Below are 19,578 nucleotides of genomic sequence, written 5' to 3' on the forward strand. Positions count from 1 at the left end.
GTCGCAGGATGATTTTGCTATAGTGAGTCACTTTTTATAACCTAGCCCATGGATGTTGTCGTCCTTACATGAACACTCTGAAGCCATCCCGACTGCTCAAACGCCTGACCACAGGCACACTTATCGCCCTCAGCCTCAACGTTGTTGTCTATGCTGACGACCTGAACATCAAAACCATGATCCCCGGCGTACCGGAGATTGATGCTGAAGCCTACGTTCTTATCGACTACAACTCAGGGAAGGTACTGGCCGAGAAAAATGCCGATGCGCGCCGTGACCCGGCGAGTCTGACAAAAATGATGACCAGCTATGTCATTGGCCAGGCGGTAAAAGCCGGTAAAATCCATCAGGATGATATCGTCACCGTTGGAAAAGACGCCTGGGCAACCGGCAATCCGGTATTTAAGGGTTCATCGCTGATGTTCCTGAAACCCGGCGATCGTGTGCCGGTTTCGCAGCTGACACGCGGCATCGTCCTGCAGTCAGGCAACGACGCCTGCGTGGCTATGGCTGATTATGTCGCCGGCAGCCAGGATGCGTTCGTGGGTCTGATGAATAACTACGTGAAAGCGCTTGGCCTGCAAAACACCCATTTCCAGACGGTGCATGGTCTTGATGCTGAAGGCCAGTACAGCTCCCCGCGTGATATGGCGTTGATTGGACGTGCGCTGATCCGTGACGTTCCGGACGAATATGCCGTTTACCACGAAAAAGAATTTACCTTTAACAATATCCGCCAGATGAACCGTAATGGTCTGCTGTGGGATACCAGTCTGAATGTGGATGGTATCAAAACCGGCCACACGGAGGCCGCCGGTTATAACCTGGTAGCCTCAGCTACCGAAGGTCAGATGCGTTTGATCTCTGCCGTCATGGGCGGTCGAACCTACAAAGGTCGTGAAACCGAGAGTAAGAAACTGCTGACCTGGGGCTTCCGCTTCTTTGAAACCGTTGCGCCACTGAAAGCGGGCAAAGAATTTGCCTCGGAGCCGGTCTGGTTCGGTAACAGCGACCGCGTACAGTTGGGCGTCGAGAAAGATGTCTTCCTGACCATTCCTCGTGGCCGGATGAAAGACCTGAAAGCCAGCTACACCCTGACCAACACCGAACTGCATGCTCCGCTGCAGAAAAACCAGGTTGTGGGCAGCATTAACTTCCAGCTTGATGGAAAAACCATTGAACAGCACCCGCTGGTCGTCCTGAACGAAATGCCGGAAGGCGGTTTCTTTGGTCGCATCGTCGATTATATCAAACTGATGTTCCACCACTGGTTCGGTTAATCTCCGCATTTTAGCGCAGTTTGCCGTCTGTATGACGTGCCAGACGCTGCCTGCATGGGGGTCGGTCGCTGATCGCCCCCCACTTGAAATATCGCTGAAATATCCCCATATTGTTAGTATCTGTGAACTCCTGCTGCGGCAGGAGTACTTGTTTGTGTCACCGGAGTCCCTATGAAAACCAATCTTAAAGAACTGCTCGAATTCCCTACCTCTTTCACCTATAAAGTGATGGGTCTGGCACAACCGGAGCTGGTTGATCAAGTGGTTGAAGTCGTACAGCGTCATGCACCTGGCGATTACTCTCCGGACGTCAAACCCAGCAGTAAAGGTAACTATCACTCAGTATCGATTACCATTACGGCAACCCATATCGAGCAGGTAGAAACCCTGTACGATGAACTGGGTAAGATTGAAATTGTTCGCATGGTGCTGTAACCCTGACGTCGGTCGGGCAAGCTGGCTCTTGTCCTGCGCCGACGTTATACTGCCCCCCTCTTCAGTCAACCGGACCCTCCGTTTTGTCTCAAAATACCCTGATTGTACGCCAGCTCGGCATCCAGCCGTGGGCCCCCATCTCTCTCGCCATGCACCAGTTTACCGACCAGCGTAACGATGAGACACCGGACGAAATCTGGCTGGTCGAACACCTGCCGGTATTTACTCAGGGTCAGGCGGGAAAAAGTGAACATCTTCTTATGCCCGGCGATATTCCGGTGATGCAAAGCGACCGCGGCGGTCAGGTGACCTATCACGGCCCCGGGCAGCAAGTGATGTATGTGATGGTGAATCTGAAGCGTCGTAAAGTCGGTGTGCGTCAGCTGGTCACCGCCCTGGAGCAGACCGTGGTAGAGACGCTGGCACATTTTTCCGTCAGCGCCAGCGCTCGCCCCGATGCGCCGGGCGTTTACGTGGCAGGTAAAAAAATCTGCTCACTCGGGTTACGTATCCGGCACGGCTGTTCGTTTCACGGACTGGCCCTGAATGTCGATATGGATTTAACCCCCTTTCTGCGTATTAACCCCTGCGGCTATGCCGGGATGGAGATGACGCAGCTGTCGGCGCTGACCGCCGGTGTCAACCCCGATGATTTGCGCTCGCGGCTGATTGAGAATTTTGCCAGACAGCTGGCAATTCCTGACGTTTCCTGGAGCGAAAGTCCCCAACTCCCGTTAAGATAGGGAGATGCGAAAATTGATTTACAATTCTGTAACGCTTTCTCGCTCAGGCAGGCTGAATCTGTCCCGTGGAGATGATATAATTTTTTGCGCTTTTTCAAAAAAAGTTGAAAATCACCAACTCATTGAGTGTTCGCGGCTGTTTTAGCACCTACAGATTGCCGCAATCCAACCTGGAACCTGCAAGAATATGAGTAAACCGATCGTGATGGAACGCGGTGTTAAATACCGCGACGCAGACAAAATGGCACTGATCCCGGTGAAAACCGTGGTCACCGAGCGTACGGAGATCTTACGCAAGCCGGAGTGGATGCGTATTAAGCTTCCCGCTGATTCCAGCCGCATCCAGGGCATCAAAGCCGCGATGCGTAAAAATGGTCTGCACTCCGTCTGCGAAGAGGCCTCCTGCCCTAATCTTGCGGAATGCTTTAACCACGGTACGGCAACCTTTATGATCCTGGGCGCTATCTGCACGCGTCGCTGTCCGTTCTGTGATGTGGCCCATGGACGTCCGATGACCCCGGATGCAAACGAACCCGGTAAGCTGGCACAAACTATCGCCGATATGGCGCTGCGCTACGTGGTGATCACCTCCGTTGACCGTGACGATCTGCGCGACGGTGGAGCACAGCATTTTGCCGACTGCATCCGCGCCATACGCGAAAAAAGCCCGGCGATTAAAATCGAAACGCTGGTTCCTGACTTCCGTGGTCGTATGGATCGCGCTCTTGAAATCCTGGTTGATACGCCACCGGATGTGTTTAACCACAACCTGGAAAACGTGCCGCGCGTTTATCGTCAGGTTCGTCCGGGCGCGAACTATGACTGGTCACTGAAGCTGCTGGAGCGTTTTAAAGAAGCGCATCCGGACATCCCGACCAAATCGGGCCTGATGGTCGGCCTGGGCGAAACCAACGCGGAAATCGTTGAAGTGATGCGCGATCTGCGTCGTCATGGTGTCACCATGCTGACCCTGGGGCAGTATCTCTCCCCAAGCCGTCACCATCTTCCGGTACAGCGTTATGTCAGCCCCGCAGAGTTCGATGAAATGAAAGAGGCCGCGTTGGATATGGGCTTCACTCATGCCGCCTGTGGCCCGTTTGTGCGTTCGTCTTATCATGCAGATATGCAGGCGAAGGGTTTAGAGGTCAAATAAACGACGGTGGGCCTTCCGGCAGGCCCCGCCTCGGGCAAAAAAAAACGGATGACTGTGTCATCCGTTTTTTTTGCCCGTCAGTCTCATTCTTTATGAGTAACCTGTCCGGCGGGTTTATCTTCTGTCGCCATTTTTTGCGCGGCGGAAGTGTCATCATTCATCGCCTTTTTGAACCCTTTGATGGCTGAACCTAAGTCCCCACCCAAAGTTCGCAACTTTTTGGTTCCAAATAACAGGACGATTAATGCGCCAACGATCAGCAATTTGGCGAGACTGATACCTTCCATACTTACCTTCTTTAATTAACCTGACCACCGATACTCGTGATAACGCGAGTAAACCGGAGGCTATTAACGCGCGCTTCGCGCGGCAATTCAACCGCAAGCTGTAACAAAAGGTGTTCAGGAGAGCTCAGGGCGCCCAAAGCGGCGATTAGCCAGCACCGGGAGTGCACGGCGAACGTCAGCAATGCGTTCAGGGTCAATATCTGCCAGCACCAGCGCCGGCCCCTCTGCCGCTCTGGCAATGGCCACACCAAGCGGGTCCACCACCAGGCTGTTACCGATATTGCGTGGCCCGCACTCCCCGGTGGCCAGGACATAGCAGGTATTTTCCAGCGCCCGCGCGGTGACCAGCACTTCCCAGTGCTTCTCTTTCAGCGGTCCGCGCACCCATGCAGCGGGTAGCACCAGCAGATCGGCACCATCCAGCACCAGACGGCGAGCCAGCTCAGGAAAACGGATGTCATAGCAGGTCATCAGACCGACCTTCAGGCCATCCACCTCAACCAGTGGCGGTATCCTGTCACCAGGGCTCACATGACGTGACTCCTGTACGGCAAAAGCATCATACAGGTGGAGTTTGTCATAACGCGCAAGGATGATGCCCCCACGGATGGCGACCAGTACGTTGAGTACACGCCCGTCCTCGCCCGGCACATGCAACGTCAGCACCGTGGTCAGGGTATTATCGCTGCTGGCAGCCAGCAACTGGCTCATAAAGGGGCCATTCAGCGCCTGAGCAGATTTAACGGCCAGGTCAGGATCGGTAATATCCCTTGCCAGCACGGCCTCAGGTAACACCAGTAAGCGGACGCCCTGCTGTTCTGATTGTTGCATTAACGCGATGCAGGTATGCGCATTTTCCTGCCATTCACGACTGACGGCAAACTGACCTAAAGCCACTTTCATCATTCAGTTCAGCTCTTTGATATGATAGCGCGGTGATTCACCGTAGCCTTCACGCGCATAGAACGCATTCGCTTTTTCACGGCGTTGATGGCAGTGCACTTCCATGCGGTCGCAGGCGCGCTCACGCGCGAGCCGTTCAGCATGCTGCAGCAGTTGCTGCCCGGCCCCTTTACTGCGCTCCCCCTCCGCTATACAGAAATAGCTGATCCGGGCAAAATCACCGGCCAGAGCCAGTTGAGGAATAAAATGCAGTGACAGGAAACCCAGTACCGTGTTGCCGTGTTCAGCGATAAGCAGACGTTCTGTCTCATCAACCATCAATTGTGCCAGACGACGCTCAATAAAGGGTTCCGTATCAGCGTACCCCAGTTCGGCTAACAGTGCGCTGAGGGCAAAGGCATCTTTCGATTCAGCCAGACGAACATTCATGGATCATTCTCCGCAGTGTGCCAGCAGCAGGGGTTAACAGGTAAAATTTCCTGTCTGAAGTTATAGCGTTAGCAAGGCACTCCCTGCAAGGAGCCAGATCACAGGGTAATGTTACAAAAGCTGATGAGTGTAAAAAATGCGCTTTTTATTCTTCACGACGGTCAATGTTAATGTTTCCTTAATACAGGCCGGGCAGACTGATTATCATTGAAATCGCTGAGATGATCGCCATGCACCTTCTTCCCCGTTGCCGAAATGAATATCTCGCCGTCCTGCTGACGGGCTCAGCCATCTTCGTCTGGCTGATACAGTATTTTATGCTTTAGTGGCCGTGCTTCACCTGAACGTGAACACCAGGCAAAAAAAAACCCGCCTTCAGGCGGGTTTTTAAAATTCTGTCTGATAACTTAAATAGCGGCAACGTTAGCAGCAGATGGGCCTTTGGCACCGTTGGTGATTTCGAACTCTACGCGCTGACCTTCAGCCAGAGTTTTGAAACCATTGCTCTGGATGGCAGAGAAGTGTACGAACACATCTTTGCTACCATCTTCAGGAGTAATGAAACCGAATCCCTTGGACTCATTAAACCACTTAACGCTACCTTTGATCTTAGACATCTATATTACCTTTACATGAAAAATGGACACTAAACTGTGTCGGGGGTTAGTACAGCAATTGCCACGGCTTTTGTCCAGTAGCCGACGACGAAAAAGTGATAAATATCGCTTTTTTTTACCATACGACATTGTTATGTGCCCCCTTCTGGCGGTTAAAACTGCCAGCGTAACCAGGCAAAATAAACGTTACCGTTATTGTAAGTTCCTGGAATGTAAGTCATCTGGAAAGTAGCAGGGCCATAGCCGACAGACGCCAGGGGCAGGACCAACGGAATGGGAATATAGTTCCAGTTATCACGCATGGTCACCCCTGCAGTGAAACCTAAACCGAGATGAAAATCCGGATCGTTGATCGGCCGCCAGGTCTTTTCCCAGCCGTATCCGCCAATCGGTTCCCATTTGTTATAGGAATCTTTAAACGCCATCAGGTAGATACCGTTCCAGTTGCCCTTCTCGTCATAGCGAGAGATCCCACCGCCCGCGCCCCATGGGCGTTCATTGTATCGGTCGGTCTTTTCTTTGTCATACGTCCAGCGGTTATGCCAGGTAATGGTGGGAATATAGAGATCCACCGTTTGGGGCTCATTCCACGTCTGGCTGACGTTACCACTGAAGGTGCGCCACGTGCTGGCCACCCCGTTCATCAGCGTTGCCGCATGGGCATACCCCAGAGTCGTTCCACCGAGCAATGTCGACAGAATTATGGCTGTTTTTTTATTCACGATGTTTTCACTGCTCCCTGGATGGTGGCGACTTGCAACATCCGCATTGTTTTGTCAGAAATTCTGACCAAATGTATTACTACTTCGATTAATCATTATATATAAGACAGTTAAACGTCCCATTAATCAGTGATGCCTGTCTGACAGGTGAACAGCGCTATCTATTTTTTTATATTATATAACATATGGATATAAAAAAATATAATTGCACAACGGAAATATAACCTCAGGAGAACTGGCTAATATCAGGAATCCTGTTTCCAGAAAATAAGACTAATCTTGCCATCTTAACTTTCCTGTTATCAATACCGAATACGGTAACTTGATGAAAATCATCGCAATACTTAAAAAATGATGTTTCCAATACGGAAAAACTTCAACATGAAGCATCGAAAATAAATAAAAACAATAAAAATCAATAGATTAATCGACATCACATAATGCCATCATTAATTAATATTATTTATAGATCTCTGCGGGATTTTTGATAAGATAATTCTTATCCAATGCAGCTCAGGAAGAGTAGAGGTTATGAAAATGCTAAGGTGTGGCAGATGCGGAAGTACCAAATTCAAATTTACGACATCTGTGGATAATAATGACGAGCGGCACGGTGCCGTCTGCGCCGTTTGCCACAAGCGCCTGAATGCGCATGATACCTGTGACCAATCGGCCGAGAAAGCATCCTTAAGGTCGGCGGGTGAGGATCGACTGCCAAAAAGAACGGGGCCAGCCTGTCGCTGACCCCGTGTTTTGAAACAATGCAGTCACACCCTGTCTGCCTTCGATCAGAAAATGAGCTTAAACACGCCCGTAATCGTCAGCAGGCCGACGATGAAAATGATCGCAATAATCCAGAGAATAATTTTCATTCCTTGCCCTCTTCTCAATAAAAAAGTCACTACCACGTAGTGACTTAAGTATAGAAGAAGATTTCATTTTCGCGTCTGGTGTCGTGACTAGATCATCAGAGACAGCAGCCAGACCAGCACAAACCCCGTCAGCCCCATCGCCGTCGTCAGTACTGTCCAGGTTTTCAGGCCATCCGCCACCGACAGGCCAAGGTAGCGCGTCACGACCCAGAAACCGGCGTCATTGACGTGGGACAGCCCCAGCCCACCGAAGCAGGCCGAAAGCGTCACCAGTACCAGTTGCATATCACTCAGTCCGGTGACCGCCTGGGTCAGCAGTCCGCTGGTCGTCAAAATCGCCACCGTAGCCGACCCCTGAGAAGCGCGCAGCGCCAGGGAAAGAATAAACGCTGCGGGGATCAGCGGCAGGTGGATGGTCTCCAGCGACAGCGCCAGCGCATTGCCTACACCGGATTCGACCAGCACCTTACCAAAGGCTCCCCCTGCCCCGGCTACCAGAATCACCCCGGCTGAACCGGGAATCGCCCGATCGAGAAGCTCACTCAGTTTGTCTTTACTCCAGCCACGGCGCAGGCCTAACAGCCAGGCAGAGAGCGCAAGGGCAATGAGTAATGCAATGGCGGGTGTACCCACCAGGGTGAGAAGCTGCCGCAACATACTCCCTTCTGCTAACATGCTGTGTGCCAGCGTGCCCACGACGATCAGCACGATCGGCACGACAATCAGCGAGGAGATCAGCCATGCACCCGGTGGCGATACCGGGTTCTGGCGCGGGCTGCTCTCCGGTTTTGCCAGTTGGAGCTGCTCCAGCACATCAAGTGAGAGATGATACTGACGCCGGTTCATGCCCTTCGCAACAAAGTATCCCACCACGCCTACCGGCATCGACACGGCGATCCCCAGTAGCATCAACCAGCCCATATCAGAGCCTAACAGTCCGGCCGCCGCCGCCGCCCCTGGATGCGTCGGCAGTGCCACATGTACCGTTAACATTACCCCGGCCATGGGCAGACCGTATTTAAGCGGAGACACACGCGCGACTTTGGTAAAGCCATAAATCAGGGGAATAACGATGATAAACCCCACTTCAAAAAAGACAGGAATACCCAGAATAAACGCGGCCATTGTCAGTGCAGCAACCGTCCGTTTAATGCCCAGGGTGTGGGTGAAACGCTGCGCCAGCGACTCGGCACCGCCAGACGATTCAATAATCGCCCCCAGCATTGCTCCCAGCACAATGATAATGGTAATGGAGCCCAGCAGACCTCCCATTCCCGAGACAATGACTTTCATGATGTTATCGGCCGGAATACCGGTCGATATAGCCACCAGCAGGCTGACGACAATCAGCGCGACAAACGGATGAACTCTGGCTTTGATGACCAGTAAAAGCAGTATCAGCACGCTGGCGACGGCAATAGTGAGTAACAGGGCAGTAGACATCTTTTCAGCCTCGCAGGATTTTAGTTATATACCGTGCTCTGTAGCACCGTTCTTTTCTTTCTTTCCCCGGCCTGCCGCCGGATTCAGGCAGCAAAAAGCCAGCGCTGCGTGCAGAACACGCAGCGTTAATGAAAACAACGCCATTATTTGTAAGCGTTAAACCAGCCCAGTCCTTCCAGAGTGGTGGTACGGGGGGAATATTCGCAACCGATCCAGCCGGTGTAACCACTGCGATCCAGCAGGTCGAACAACCAGGGATAGTTGATCTCGCCTTCATCCGGCTCATGGCGATCCGGCGCAGAAGCGATCTGAATATGATGGTACTGCCCGATATAGTCAGTGATCAGATGGCTTAAGTTGCCATCCACCCGCTGAGCATGGAAAAGATCGAGCTGGCTGAACACCCCCGGCCGATCGATTCGTTTTATTATCTCCAGCACCTGATACTGACTGGCGTAAAGGTAGTGAGGTTTGGTCACCGGGTTCAGGGCTTCGAGCAAAATACGCACTCCGTGTGGAGCAAACTTCCCGGCAGCATAGCGTATGTTATCAATAAAGGTGCAGCAGTAAGCCTCACGGTCGGCGCCTTCCGGGACGACGGCGGCCATGATATGTACCTGGCGGCAGTTGAGTGCTAACGCATACTCCAGAGCACGGTCAATATCCTGGCGGGCATCGGCTTCACGGCCAGGGATCGCTGCAACGCCCCACTCTCCTGCCGCCGTATTGCCCGGGGCCGTGTTAAATAACACCAGCTCAAGATGATGACGCGCTAAGGCCTGCCTGAGCACCCCGGCCTCGTGATCGTAGGGAAACAGAAATTCCACCCCCTGAAAACCCGCTTCTGCCGCCGCGTCAAAACGCGATAAAAAGGGCAGCTCAGTAAACATCATGGAAAGATTGGCAGCAAACTTAGGCATATTCAGCTCCGTAATTCAGCCACTTCGTCATCGTTAAGATAACGAATCGGGCGGTCACCCAGGGTAAAGATCAGTCGGGCAGTCTCTTCCAGCTCTTCGGTGTTGTCGGCGGCTTCACGCAGGGTTTTCCCCACCACCACCGGGCCATGATTCGCCAACAGAAAGGCCTTATAATGGGGTGCCAGCCGTGCCAGGTCCTCCGCCAGCCGCGGGTCGCCAGGCCGGTAATACGGCACCACCGGCACATCCCCCACGCGCATGACCACATACGGTGTAAAAGGGCGAATACAGTTTTGGGTGTTCAGATTCTCCAGGCAGGAGAGCGCCGTCAGATAGAGGCTGTGCAGATGCACAATAGCGCCGCACATTGGATTATTAAGATAAATAGCACGATGGAAGCTGATCTCTTTCGAGGGTTTATCCCCGCCGATCCACTCGCCTTCCGGGGTCACTTTCGACAGCCTGTCAGCCTTAAGTTCACCAAGACAGGAGCCGGTCGGCGTTGCCAGAAGAGTTCCATCCTCCAGACGCACGGACAGATTTCCCGCCGATCCGGTGGCATAGCCGCGCTGAAAGAAAGAAGCACCGAGACGCACCATTTCTTCACGTGCCAGTTGTTCTGTCATACTGCAAACTCCCTTTGTGCGCGGGCAAAAAAGTTTTCATCACCGAAATTACCGGACTTCAGCGCCAGCGATACCGGCTGGCTGACGGCCCGGACCCAGGGGACGCCGGGAGAGATAGTCGGGCCGATGTGAAAAGCATCAATGCCCAGCGTTTGTGCGATCACACCGGAAGTTTCTCCCCCCGCCACAATAAAGCGCTGCCAGCCGCGCTGCTGCAGATCGCGCACCAGCGCGGAGAACAACTGCTCTATTGCGTCGCTGCTGCGTGCTGCACCGTACTGCCGCTGGATACGCTGTAAGACCTCCGGTTCGGCGGTGGCATACACCAGCGGAGCCAGCGGGTCATGCTCATGCTGCGCCACCCAGTCACTGAGCTCACTGGCGTAGCCGTCGCGGTCATGCAGCGCCCTTTCAACATCAACAGCGCAGGCCGCCGCCTGCTGACGATAGCGTGCAACCTGACGGTTAGTCATGCTGGAACAGGAGCCCGACAGCACCACGGCACGCGCGCCCTGCGGATAACCTGCAGCCTGGGCCCGCGTTGCATCGTAGCTGTCCGTGGCCCACTGGCGTGCCAGTCCAATAGCCAGCCCAGAACCGCCGGTCACCAGGCGCATATCCCGCAGCGCTTCACCCTGGATCAGCAGGTGCTGTTCACTTAGTGCATCCAGTACCCCATACCGCACGCCTTTACTGGCCAGGGCCTCCAGTGCCTGCCTTACCGCCTCTGCGCCCCGATCGAGCGTCTGGCTGTCAATTAATCCAGCCTTGCCGCTGCCCTGGGCTTCGATCAGACGTAGCAGATTACTGTCGGTCATCGGCGTGACCGGATGGTGACGCATCCCGGAATCCGACAGCAGCTGATCGGTAACAAACAGATGCCCCTTGTAGACCGTGCGCCCATTAACTGGCAGTGATGGAGAAATAATGGTCTGCGTTTCACCCAGCGCCGCCAGCAGGGCATCGGTGACAGGACCTATATTGCCGCGCGGTGTACTGTCGAAGGTGGAACAGTATTTAAAGTAAAACCGCTCACAGCCCTGCTCCTGCAGCCAGTGCAGCGCCTGCAGCGAGTCCGCCACGGCCTTTTCAGGCGCACAGGAACGCGATTTCAAACTGACCACAAGGGCATCAGCCGTGTGGGCCAGCGGCTGCTCAGGAACACCGTTGACCTGCACTGTGGACATTCCGTTCTGTACCAGGAAGCTGGCAATATCCGTGGCCCCGGTAAAATCATCGGCAATCACACCCAGACGCATTATTTCTGCTCCTGTTTTTCCGGCAGCGTAATGCCGCTGAAAATTTTAATCACCGCGCTGTCATCTTCGCGACCAAAACCCGCGTTGCTGGCAGAGGTAAACATATTGAAGGCGGTGGAGGCGAGCGGCAGCGGAAAATGCAGCGCTTTAGCCGTATCCGCGACCAGCCCCAGATCTTTCACAAAGATATCCACGGCAGACTGAGGGGAGTAATCCCCGTCGACCACGTGACGCATGCGGTTTTCAAACATCCACGAGTTGCCCGCCGCATGGGTCACCACGTCATACATGGTATCCAGCGGTATACCGGCACGGGCTGCCAGCGCCATGGCTTCTGCCCCCGCCGCAATATGCACGCCCGCCAGCAGCTGATGGATAATTTTCACGGTAGAGCCAAGGCCGATGTCACTGCCAATGCGATACACTTTCCCGGCTACCGCATCCAGCACCGGCTGTAATCGCGTAAACGCCCGATCGCTGCCGGAAGCCATCACCGTCATCTCGCCGGTGGCGGCCTTTGCTGCCCCGCCGGACACCGGGGCATCCAGCATGATCAGCTGATGTGCGGCCAGCTGCTGCTCAATGTCCTGCGCATCCTGAGAAGAGATGGTGGAAGAAACCATGACGACCGTACCCGGTTTCAGCAGTTCGGCCAGACCCTTTTCGCCAAACAGGATCTGCTTCACCTGCACAGCGTTGACCACCAGCAGCAGCACGGCATCGAGCTGGTCAGCAAAATCACGGGCGGAGGTGTCTGCTGCCTGAGCGCCGCTGTCGCGCAGCGTCTGAAGCGCCAGCGGATTAAGATCCACCCCCCAGGTTTTCAGACCCGCTTTAATACAGGACTGCGCGGCCCCCATGCCCATCGAACCGAGGCCAACAACACAAACCGACATTGATGCTGTGTCAGACATACGCTCTCCGTGTTAATTTTGGTGATTATTTGTTTTGATGTGTGAATTATAGGCGTGTTTTCCGGCAATTTTGGTGATGAGCATCACAATAATTAACAGTGATAATTTCATTTTAACAATAATTAACATACTTAAGTTATTCAGCTATAATGATAAAATCTTCTTATTTTCATTGCGTTAGATTATTTAACTGGGAAGTTAAGGACAGGTTATTTCACTGTAACGTGATAAATTGATAAAAATTGTGGTGCAGAACGGCAAAGCCCTCCTTTACACTCAGCGCAGCATCCCTGCAGATCCATCAGGAGTAAATATGATCCCGGTAGAAAGACATCAACAAATTTTAGCGCTGGTACAGGAGCGTGGCGTGGTCAGTATTGCTGAACTGACAGAGCGCCTGGCGGTCTCCCATATGACCATTCGCCGCGATCTGCAAAAACTGGAGGAACAGGGAGCCGTACTGATGGTCTCGGGCGGTGTCCGTTCGACAGAGCGTCTGTCCAGCGAGCCCACACATCTGGATAAAACCAGTATGTATAGCCTGGAAAAACAAGCGATTGGTGCCATGGCGGCCCGCCATATTGCCCGTAACAGCTGTATCTATCTGGACGCGGGAACGACTACCCTGGCGCTGGCGCGGGAACTGGGGACGCGTGACGACCTGCTGATTATCACCAACGATTTCGTCATTGCTCATTTTCTGATAGAAAACAGCCAGTGCAGAATGATTCATACTGGCGGCACCCTGTGCCGGGATAACCGATCGTGCGTAGGAGAGGCGGCAGCACAGGCGCTACGTAATCTGTCTGTCGATATTGCGTTTATCTCCGCCTCCTGCTGGGGAACGCGCGGGATCTTTACGCCGGATGAGGAGAAAATAGCGGTAAAACGGGCTGTAAGTGAAGTCAGCCGGAAGCGTGTGCTGCTGGCGGATAGCTCAAAATACAACAAAATCGCCACCTTCCTTGCCCTGCCGTTGACTCAGTTTGATGCCATTATCACCGACCCGCATCTCTCGGCGGCATCACGTCAGGATCTCAACGGGCTGGAACTTGAGGTGATGCTGGCGGAATAAACCCGGATATTTTAAGCCGCAAGCCGAGCCTGATATTTTGCGAGTCAGTTCACGCTCTTCAACTTCTTTACCTTTCAGACTTAGAGGAAAGTGACCGGCGTTACTAAACTTAGCGGGTTACTTTAGAGACTCACTTGCCCCACTTTCCCACTGAAAAGGTTACAAGGAGATCTTATGAGCACAATCAATACCAGTCTTGGCCGATACAGTCTGTCTGCCAGGAACGCAGGCGATCATATTAAAGGGTCAATAGCGATTAATGATGAAGGCGGAACCCAACTGACCTCGCAGGAATTTAATGAACATGATGTAGATGATGTCATTAATAACGTAATTTTTCCCATTACCGGCGGCAACCGGGCTATCGCCAACGTCCTGCGTGAAGAGATGGTTAAAGCGGGATTTTCCCGGCAACATTAAATTTGTTATGGGTAACTTTCTGTAAAATATATCAATTTAATCTGAATTGTATCGTCAGCTTCACAGTTTACATTATCAATCGATTTAGCCGATCGATCCCCACAGATCGATCTATATAAACGCTTATTATTTCTACGGAAAAAGTGCGAACATTAATTGCTATATAATAAATTGCAAAGTCAGATGAATAGTTTTAGCCCACCCTCGCGTGGGCGTTTTTTATTACGCAGCGGGAGGAAGCTGAACGTTTTCAGACGGTTCGGCTAAAATTTCATCCTGCGGTCGTTGTCTGTCGCTACGTGCATTTTTCCGCACCAGAAACACAGGAGCAGCAACAAATAGCAGCAGACTGCCAGACATGCCACAGATGACCAGACCGGTTAACCCCAGCCACCCCTGCCCTGCCGTAAGACCCGCCACCACCAGAGAGAGCAGGAAAAAAAACATCAGCGTCATACTGACCGGCCAGATATTGACAATATCCATATCGCTCAGAGACATTTTGACCGGTTTCGCCGCCAGCTGTGCCTCACGTCTTTCCTCCTCTAACGTCTCACTAAGCGCCTGTAAATCTACGCAGGGCGCCACAAAATCTTCAGCCTGCTGAGGATGATGCAGTTCATCAAATACACGCGCAACCGGTGGGAATGTCTGCGGCCAGCTGGCGCTGTGCACACCATAGGTGGTCAGCGCGGGAAGCGAAATGCGTGGCCAGTGTAACGCCTGAAGATAACGGTCATTAAGCACTACCCAGCTCTGCCGGGTTGAACCATGGGTGACATGGTAGAGCTTAAAACGATCCGCAGGCGGGTAGGACAGATACGTCACCCGGGCGGTAATGGTGGGGATATGCCGCTGGCGACAATAGTTGACCCTGCTTTGTCCCTGTACCGCCAGCAGAACAGCCAGTGCAGAAATAAAATAATAAGAGGTACTTGCAGCAGCCTGAGGGCCGTTCAGATGTTCGCGCAGCTTCTCTTCACTGGTGCCGCTGAGATGATCGGGCCACCAGCGCCAGCTTCGACCGATCACGCGTTCTGTGGGAACCTGATAGATCCCCATCGGCTCGGTTTCGGAGGGGAGAATAGCAAACGGAAACACTTTGCTGAAAAACGTCAGCGCATCGTCCGGCCCATTCCATTCGCCGCTGGCTTCCAGACCGTGAAGGTTCGCCGTCAGCTCCCCCCATCCCACTTTTCCCAGCATATCAATCTGATATTTGGTATCAGCCAGCCGTTTCCCCAGCAGCAGAGTCTCCCGCGGAATGGCAGACAGATCCAGTAAGGGAATAATGCTGGGATCGTTGTGTTCACTTTCCATACGGCTGTTTTACCCCAAAGGCATTTTGTTTCAACGAAAAAATTTGGCTTTAGTCAAAAAGTCAATATATATCAATGCAATAGTATAGATATCAATCACCAAAATTAGCAATATCTCATACGGTATTGTCTCTGTTTTCCCGTTAACCTCACGCCACGCTGCATGAAAATTAAACGGACAAGTGACGATTATTCGTTTAAAAATAAACAGTAACCTTCATTATTTTAAGGAAAAAAAATGAGCCAAACCCAGGATGAGATAAGAATAAAACATGACAGTTTACAGACGCTGGTACAGCGCCTGTGGCAATACGCAGGTAGCAATGAACAGGAAGCACAGCGCGTAGCGGAACATCTGGTGGCTGCGAATCTTGCCGGTCATGACTCGCACGGCGTCGGAATGATCCCAGGCTATATGATCTCCCGAGCGCAGGGACACCTGAAACTGAATCAGCAGTTACATATCGCGAAAGATGCTGGCGCGGTGATCACCGTTGATGGCGGTCAGGGGTTTGGCCAGGTGATGGCAGCAGAAGCAATGGCACTGGCTATCGACCGCACCCGCGAACTGGGGATGTGCGCCGTTGCGCTGCGTAACTCGCACCATATCGGCCGTATCGGCCACTGGGCTGAACAGTGCGCACGTGCCGGTTTTATCTCGTTCCACTTTGTTAATGTGGTGGGAGACCCGATGGTGGCCCCGTTTAACGGCAGCGATCGCCGTTTTGGTACCAATCCGTTTTGCTCTGCCTTCCCGCGCCCGGGAAAATCCCCTCTGCTGCTCGACTTTGCCACCAGCGGCATCGCCTTTGGCAAAACGCGGGTCGCCTGGAATAAAGGGATCGATGTAGCACCGGGTTATCTGATCGACCATCAGGGTAAACCGGCCGTCGATCCCGCCGTTATGCATGAAACGCCTTATGGTTCGCTACTGGCCTTTGGTCTGCATAAAGGTTATGCGCTGGCGGTGATGTGTGAAGTCCTCGGCGGAGCGCTCTCCGGGGGGCAAACCACTCACCCGGGATCCTTGCAAAAATCGGCGGAGGCCATTTTTAACTGTATGACTACCGTGGTGCTCGACCCGGCCGCTTTTGATGCTCCGGCAATACAGCGGGAGGCAGAAGCCTTTATTGAGTGGGTAAAGGCCTCACCGCAGTCAGGCGACAGCCCGATTATGATCCCCGGTGAATGGGAGGAGTCGCAGCGCGCCCTGCGCCGCCAGCATGGCATCCCTGTCGATACGAACACCTGGCGGCAGATCTGCCAGGCCGCGCGTGAAGCCGGCATGCCGGAAGCAGAGCTGAGCTCCTGTTCTCTCGCCTGATGTGCGGGCGGCCTGCCGTGCCGCCCCTTAACACTAACGGGACATCAGCAGCTTCAGTCCAGCCATCGTAAAGAATACGGCAAAAACGCCTTCTATTGCCCGGCGGCAGCGGCGATAGCCGCGACTCATGGCGGCAGTGGAGAACAGCAGCGCGTAACCACTGAATACCACGATCCCCAGCAGCGCGCAGCCGCCAACAATCAGCGGTAGCACACCGGGGGCTGCATCAGGACGGATGCCGAGCGACATGATCGCGGTCCAGACCAGAATAGCCTTCGGATTACCCAGATGCAGCAGCAACCCCCGACGATAGAGAGAAAACGCTGAACCCGGTGATGCGCGTTCTGCCGCAGCCATCTCACCCCGTCGTACCGCGCTGCGCGCTGCTTTCCACGCCATCCACAGCAGATAAATTCCCCCGACAATTTTGATCGCGACAATGGCCTGTGCCCAGGCCTGTAACAGCGCAGAAAGCCCGGTAGCCACCAGCAGTGCCCAACACAGCGAACCGGTGATCACCCCAAAAGCCAGCATCAGTGCCGGGCGACGCCCCTGGCTCATTGCCACCCCCATAATGGCCATATTACTGGGACCGGGGCTTGCCGTCCCCAGCAGGTAGGCCACATACACCGGTAACAACATCATAAAAGTTTCCATCTGACTTCCGCTCCTGAGCCTTTTTTACGGTTATATCATGTGCGCTGACATCCCACCACAACGCATCATTCAAGATGAATTTTCTTGATTTCCAGCAAGAACTGGGCAGATAACCGCCATGAATTTGTAACTAAATAATTCAAATTACATGTTTATGTGTATTACATCCTTAACAAATGACGGCGCAGAATGCTGTGTTGATTCAGCGGGAAAGGGATTTAACATCACCGGACGTCGCCAAAAAAGACCACGGATAAAGCAGCACTCAAAAGATAACAGTAAATACACATATTATTCACAAAAGGGGATAAACTGTAGGGTTATTATAATAATGGGGTGTTAAGGCTCTTTTTTATAGCCTTAAAAGCTATATTAACCGCCATGACACTGCAGTGTTTTATACATTTTTCCGCAAAACTTTTACGCACTGACAGGCTGCACATACTTTAAAAAAAAGCTTTTACTACATAAAGATACAGCATTTTCACATTCAGGCAGCATTCCGCCATCCTACGTTAACAATATTTTTCGCTGTTTTAACCTGCTGACGAAACAATTACTCGTAATAATCGTTACTGTTATAGGCCGGTTCACTATTACTGTTGCTACTTCTCCACCTGCTTTGGTTTTAAGATCACATTTCCGATGAGAAGTCCCCAGCTGACAAATTTTCTTTTTTGCCTGATTTCACCTATTTGTTAACTGTGGGTAGAAAAAATAAAAGGCCGTTGTTCATGTTAGATCGAGGTAAGCAATGTTCGGATTAGATGCGTTCCATCTGGCGAGGATACAGTTTGGTTTCACCGTAGCCTTCCACATTCTCTTCCCCGCCATCACCATTGGCCTGGCCAGTTTTCTGGCCGTGCTTGAAGGTCTGTGGCTGAAAAGCAAAAATGAGGTTTATCGCGACCTCTACCATTTCTGGTCAAAAATCTTTGCCGTTAACTTCGGCATGGGGGTCGTGTCTGGCCTGGTCATGGCCTATCAGTTCGGCACCAACTGGGCAGGCTTTTCCCAGTTTGCGGGAAGCATCACTGGCCCACTCCTGACCTATGAAGTGCTTACCGCGTTCTTCCTTGAGGCGGGGTTCCTTGGCGTCATGCTGTTCGGCTGGAACCGCGTCAGCCGTGGCCTGCACTTTTTCTCCACCTGTATGGTGGCACTTGGCACAATCATCTCCACTTTCTGGATCCTCGCCTCCAACAGCTGGATGCAGACACCGCAGGGTTATGCGCTGCAAAACGGCATTGTGGTACCGGTGGACTGGTTCAAGATCATCTTCAACCCCTCCTTCCCTTACCGTCTGCTGCATATGTCCGTGGCGGCCTTCCTGGTGACGGCTTTCTTCGTGGGGGCTTCTGCGGCTTATCACCTGTTACGCAAAAACGATACGCCTGCGGTGCGCAAAATGCTGTCGATGTCCCTGTGGATGGCGCTGATCGTGTCGCCCATTCAGGCCATGATTGGTGACGCTCACGGTCTGAACACGCTGGAACATCAGCCGGCCAAAATCGCTGCTATCGAGGGTCACTGGGAAAACCGTCCGGGAGAAGCCACCCCGCTGATCCTGTTTGGTATGCCGGATATGCAAGAGGAACGCACCAAGTATGCGGTGGAAATCCCCTACCTTGGCAGCCTGATCCTGACCCACAGTCTGGACAAGCAGGTTCCGGCCCTGAAATCCTTCCCGAAAGAGGATCGTCCTGATTCCAGGGTGGTATTCTGGTCCTTCCGCGTGATGGTCGGGCTGGGTATGCTGATGATCCTGCTGGGTGCCGTCAGCCTGTGGATGCGTCGCGGCCAGCGCCTCTACACCTCGCGTCCTTTCCTGTGGTTTGTCCTGCTCATGGGGCCTTCCGGTCTGATTGCACTGGTGGCAGGCTGGATCACCACGGAAATGGGCCGTCAGCCCTGGGTGATTTACGGCCTGCTGCGCACCCGTGATGCCGTATCACTGCACAGTACGCTGCAGATGAGCATCAGTCTGATCGTTTTCCTGCTGGTCTACTGCGCCGTCTTTGGCGTGGGTTACAGCTACCTGGCTAACCTGATTAAGAAAGGACCACAGACCGGCGAAGGTCACCCTCCGGCAGACGGTGGCCCGGGCACATCACATACGCCGGCTCGTCCGCTGTCTGCGGTGAAAGAGAAATTACAGTCGTCACAGGAGGAGAAGTAAG

At 53.0% G+C, this 19,578-nt stretch carries 21 protein-coding genes; 8 read left to right on the plus strand and 13 right to left on the minus strand.

Annotated features, from left to right (window positions below; all coding sequences use genetic code 11):
* Positions 1-68 precede the first annotated feature (68 nt).
* From dacA to lipA, 4 genes are all read left to right on the plus strand, one after another.
* Complete coding sequence (gene dacA / locus K6L24_RS15465; RefSeq protein ID WP_222681624.1) at positions 69-1,280, plus strand: D-alanyl-D-alanine carboxypeptidase DacA; 1,212 nt, start codon at positions 69-71, stop codon at positions 1,278-1,280.
* A gap of 171 nt (positions 1,281-1,451) precedes the next feature.
* Positions 1,452-1,715, plus strand: coding sequence for a DUF493 family protein YbeD (gene ybeD, locus K6L24_RS15470; protein WP_062745316.1), 264 nt, complete (start codon positions 1,452-1,454; stop codon positions 1,713-1,715).
* Between the two features lie 83 nt (positions 1,716-1,798).
* Positions 1,799-2,458: a lipoyl(octanoyl) transferase LipB gene (gene lipB / locus K6L24_RS15475; RefSeq protein ID WP_062745313.1), complete on the plus strand. Its 660-nt coding sequence runs from the start codon at positions 1,799-1,801 to the stop codon at positions 2,456-2,458.
* A 187-nt stretch (positions 2,459-2,645) separates the two neighbouring features.
* Positions 2,646-3,611, plus strand: a complete 966-nt coding sequence (lipA, locus tag K6L24_RS15480; protein WP_062745311.1) for a lipoyl synthase — start codon at positions 2,646-2,648, stop codon at positions 3,609-3,611.
* A gap of 83 nt (positions 3,612-3,694) precedes the next feature.
* On the opposite strand, the gene tatE is transcribed toward lipA, so the two are convergent.
* From tatE to ltnD, 11 genes are all read right to left on the minus strand, one after another.
* Positions 3,695-3,898, minus strand: coding sequence for a twin-arginine translocase subunit TatE (tatE, locus tag K6L24_RS15485; protein WP_062745309.1), 204 nt, complete (start codon positions 3,896-3,898; stop codon positions 3,695-3,697).
* A 114-nt stretch (positions 3,899-4,012) separates the two neighbouring features.
* On the minus strand, positions 4,013-4,801 hold the full coding sequence (locus K6L24_RS15490) for a deaminated glutathione amidase (protein WP_187510066.1): 789 nt from the start codon (positions 4,799-4,801) through the stop codon (positions 4,013-4,015).
* A gap of 3 nt (positions 4,802-4,804) precedes the next feature.
* Positions 4,805-5,230 (minus strand): GNAT family N-acetyltransferase, encoded by a 426-nt coding sequence (locus K6L24_RS15495; protein ID WP_118664470.1) that lies wholly within the window; start codon positions 5,228-5,230, stop codon positions 4,805-4,807.
* A 407-nt stretch (positions 5,231-5,637) separates the two neighbouring features.
* Entirely contained in the window at positions 5,638-5,847 is a 210-nt protein-coding gene (gene cspE, locus K6L24_RS15500) for a transcription antiterminator/RNA stability regulator CspE (RefSeq protein ID WP_004156612.1), read from the minus strand.
* 152 nt (positions 5,848-5,999) lie between these two features.
* Positions 6,000-6,569, minus strand: a complete 570-nt coding sequence (gene pagP / locus K6L24_RS15505; RefSeq protein WP_392389202.1) for a lipid IV(A) palmitoyltransferase PagP — start codon at positions 6,567-6,569, stop codon at positions 6,000-6,002.
* 788 nt (positions 6,570-7,357) lie between these two features.
* Positions 7,358-7,441, minus strand: a complete 84-nt coding sequence (locus K6L24_RS22550) for a small membrane protein YohP (protein WP_017346848.1) — start codon at positions 7,439-7,441, stop codon at positions 7,358-7,360.
* 87 nt (positions 7,442-7,528) lie between these two features.
* Entirely contained in the window at positions 7,529-8,884 is a 1,356-nt protein-coding gene (locus tag K6L24_RS15510) for a GntP family transporter (protein WP_222681625.1), read from the minus strand.
* Positions 8,885-9,027: 143 nt separating this feature from the next.
* Positions 9,028-9,804, minus strand: coding sequence for an HPr family phosphocarrier protein (locus K6L24_RS15515; RefSeq protein WP_222681626.1), 777 nt, complete (start codon positions 9,802-9,804; stop codon positions 9,028-9,030).
* Positions 9,805-9,806: 2 nt separating this feature from the next.
* Complete coding sequence (gene otnC, locus K6L24_RS15520) at positions 9,807-10,430, minus strand: 3-oxo-tetronate 4-phosphate decarboxylase (RefSeq protein WP_062745295.1); 624 nt, start codon at positions 10,428-10,430, stop codon at positions 9,807-9,809.
* A complete protein-coding gene (gene otnK, locus K6L24_RS15525; protein WP_222681627.1) occupies positions 10,427-11,689 on the minus strand; it encodes a 3-oxo-tetronate kinase in 1,263 nt (420 codons plus the stop codon). The genes otnC and otnK overlap by 4 nt, the downstream gene beginning before the upstream one ends.
* The gene (gene ltnD / locus K6L24_RS15530; protein ID WP_062745291.1) at positions 11,689-12,603 is read right to left on the minus strand and encodes an L-threonate dehydrogenase; all 915 of its coding nucleotides are present in this window, start codon (positions 12,601-12,603) and stop codon (positions 11,689-11,691) included. Before ltnD ends, otnK begins: the two co-directional genes overlap by 1 nt.
* Positions 12,604-12,916: 313 nt before the next feature.
* Here ltnD and ygbI point away from each other — a divergent pair, with 313 nt between their 5' ends.
* Complete coding sequence (gene ygbI / locus K6L24_RS15535) at positions 12,917-13,678, plus strand: DNA-binding transcriptional repressor YgbI (protein WP_118664474.1); 762 nt, start codon at positions 12,917-12,919, stop codon at positions 13,676-13,678.
* Between the two features lie 174 nt (positions 13,679-13,852).
* On the plus strand, positions 13,853-14,098 hold the full coding sequence (locus K6L24_RS15540) for a hypothetical protein (RefSeq protein ID WP_062745286.1): 246 nt from the start codon (positions 13,853-13,855) through the stop codon (positions 14,096-14,098).
* A 222-nt stretch (positions 14,099-14,320) separates the two neighbouring features.
* Here K6L24_RS15540 and K6L24_RS15545 read toward each other — a convergent pair whose 3' ends face one another.
* Entirely contained in the window at positions 14,321-15,418 is a 1,098-nt protein-coding gene (locus K6L24_RS15545) for a hypothetical protein (protein WP_062745284.1), read from the minus strand.
* A gap of 237 nt (positions 15,419-15,655) precedes the next feature.
* Here K6L24_RS15545 and K6L24_RS15550 point away from each other — a divergent pair, with 237 nt between their 5' ends.
* Positions 15,656-16,741, plus strand: coding sequence for a malate/lactate/ureidoglycolate dehydrogenase (locus tag K6L24_RS15550; RefSeq protein WP_222681628.1), 1,086 nt, complete (start codon positions 15,656-15,658; stop codon positions 16,739-16,741).
* 33 nt (positions 16,742-16,774) lie between these two features.
* On the opposite strand, the gene K6L24_RS15555 is transcribed toward K6L24_RS15550, so the two are convergent.
* Positions 16,775-17,398, minus strand: coding sequence for a LysE family translocator (locus tag K6L24_RS15555; protein WP_245006689.1), 624 nt, complete (start codon positions 17,396-17,398; stop codon positions 16,775-16,777).
* A 754-nt stretch (positions 17,399-18,152) separates the two neighbouring features.
* On the opposite strand from K6L24_RS15555, the gene K6L24_RS15560 reads away from it, so the two are divergent.
* A complete protein-coding gene (locus K6L24_RS15560) occupies positions 18,153-19,577 on the plus strand; it encodes a cytochrome ubiquinol oxidase subunit I (protein ID WP_062745276.1) in 1,425 nt (474 codons plus the stop codon).
* The last annotated feature ends 1 nt before the right edge of the window (position 19,578 follow it).

The sequence above is a fragment of the Erwinia persicina genome, assembly GCF_019844095.1.
Classification (GTDB): Bacteria; Pseudomonadota; Gammaproteobacteria; order Enterobacterales; family Enterobacteriaceae; genus Erwinia; species Erwinia persicina.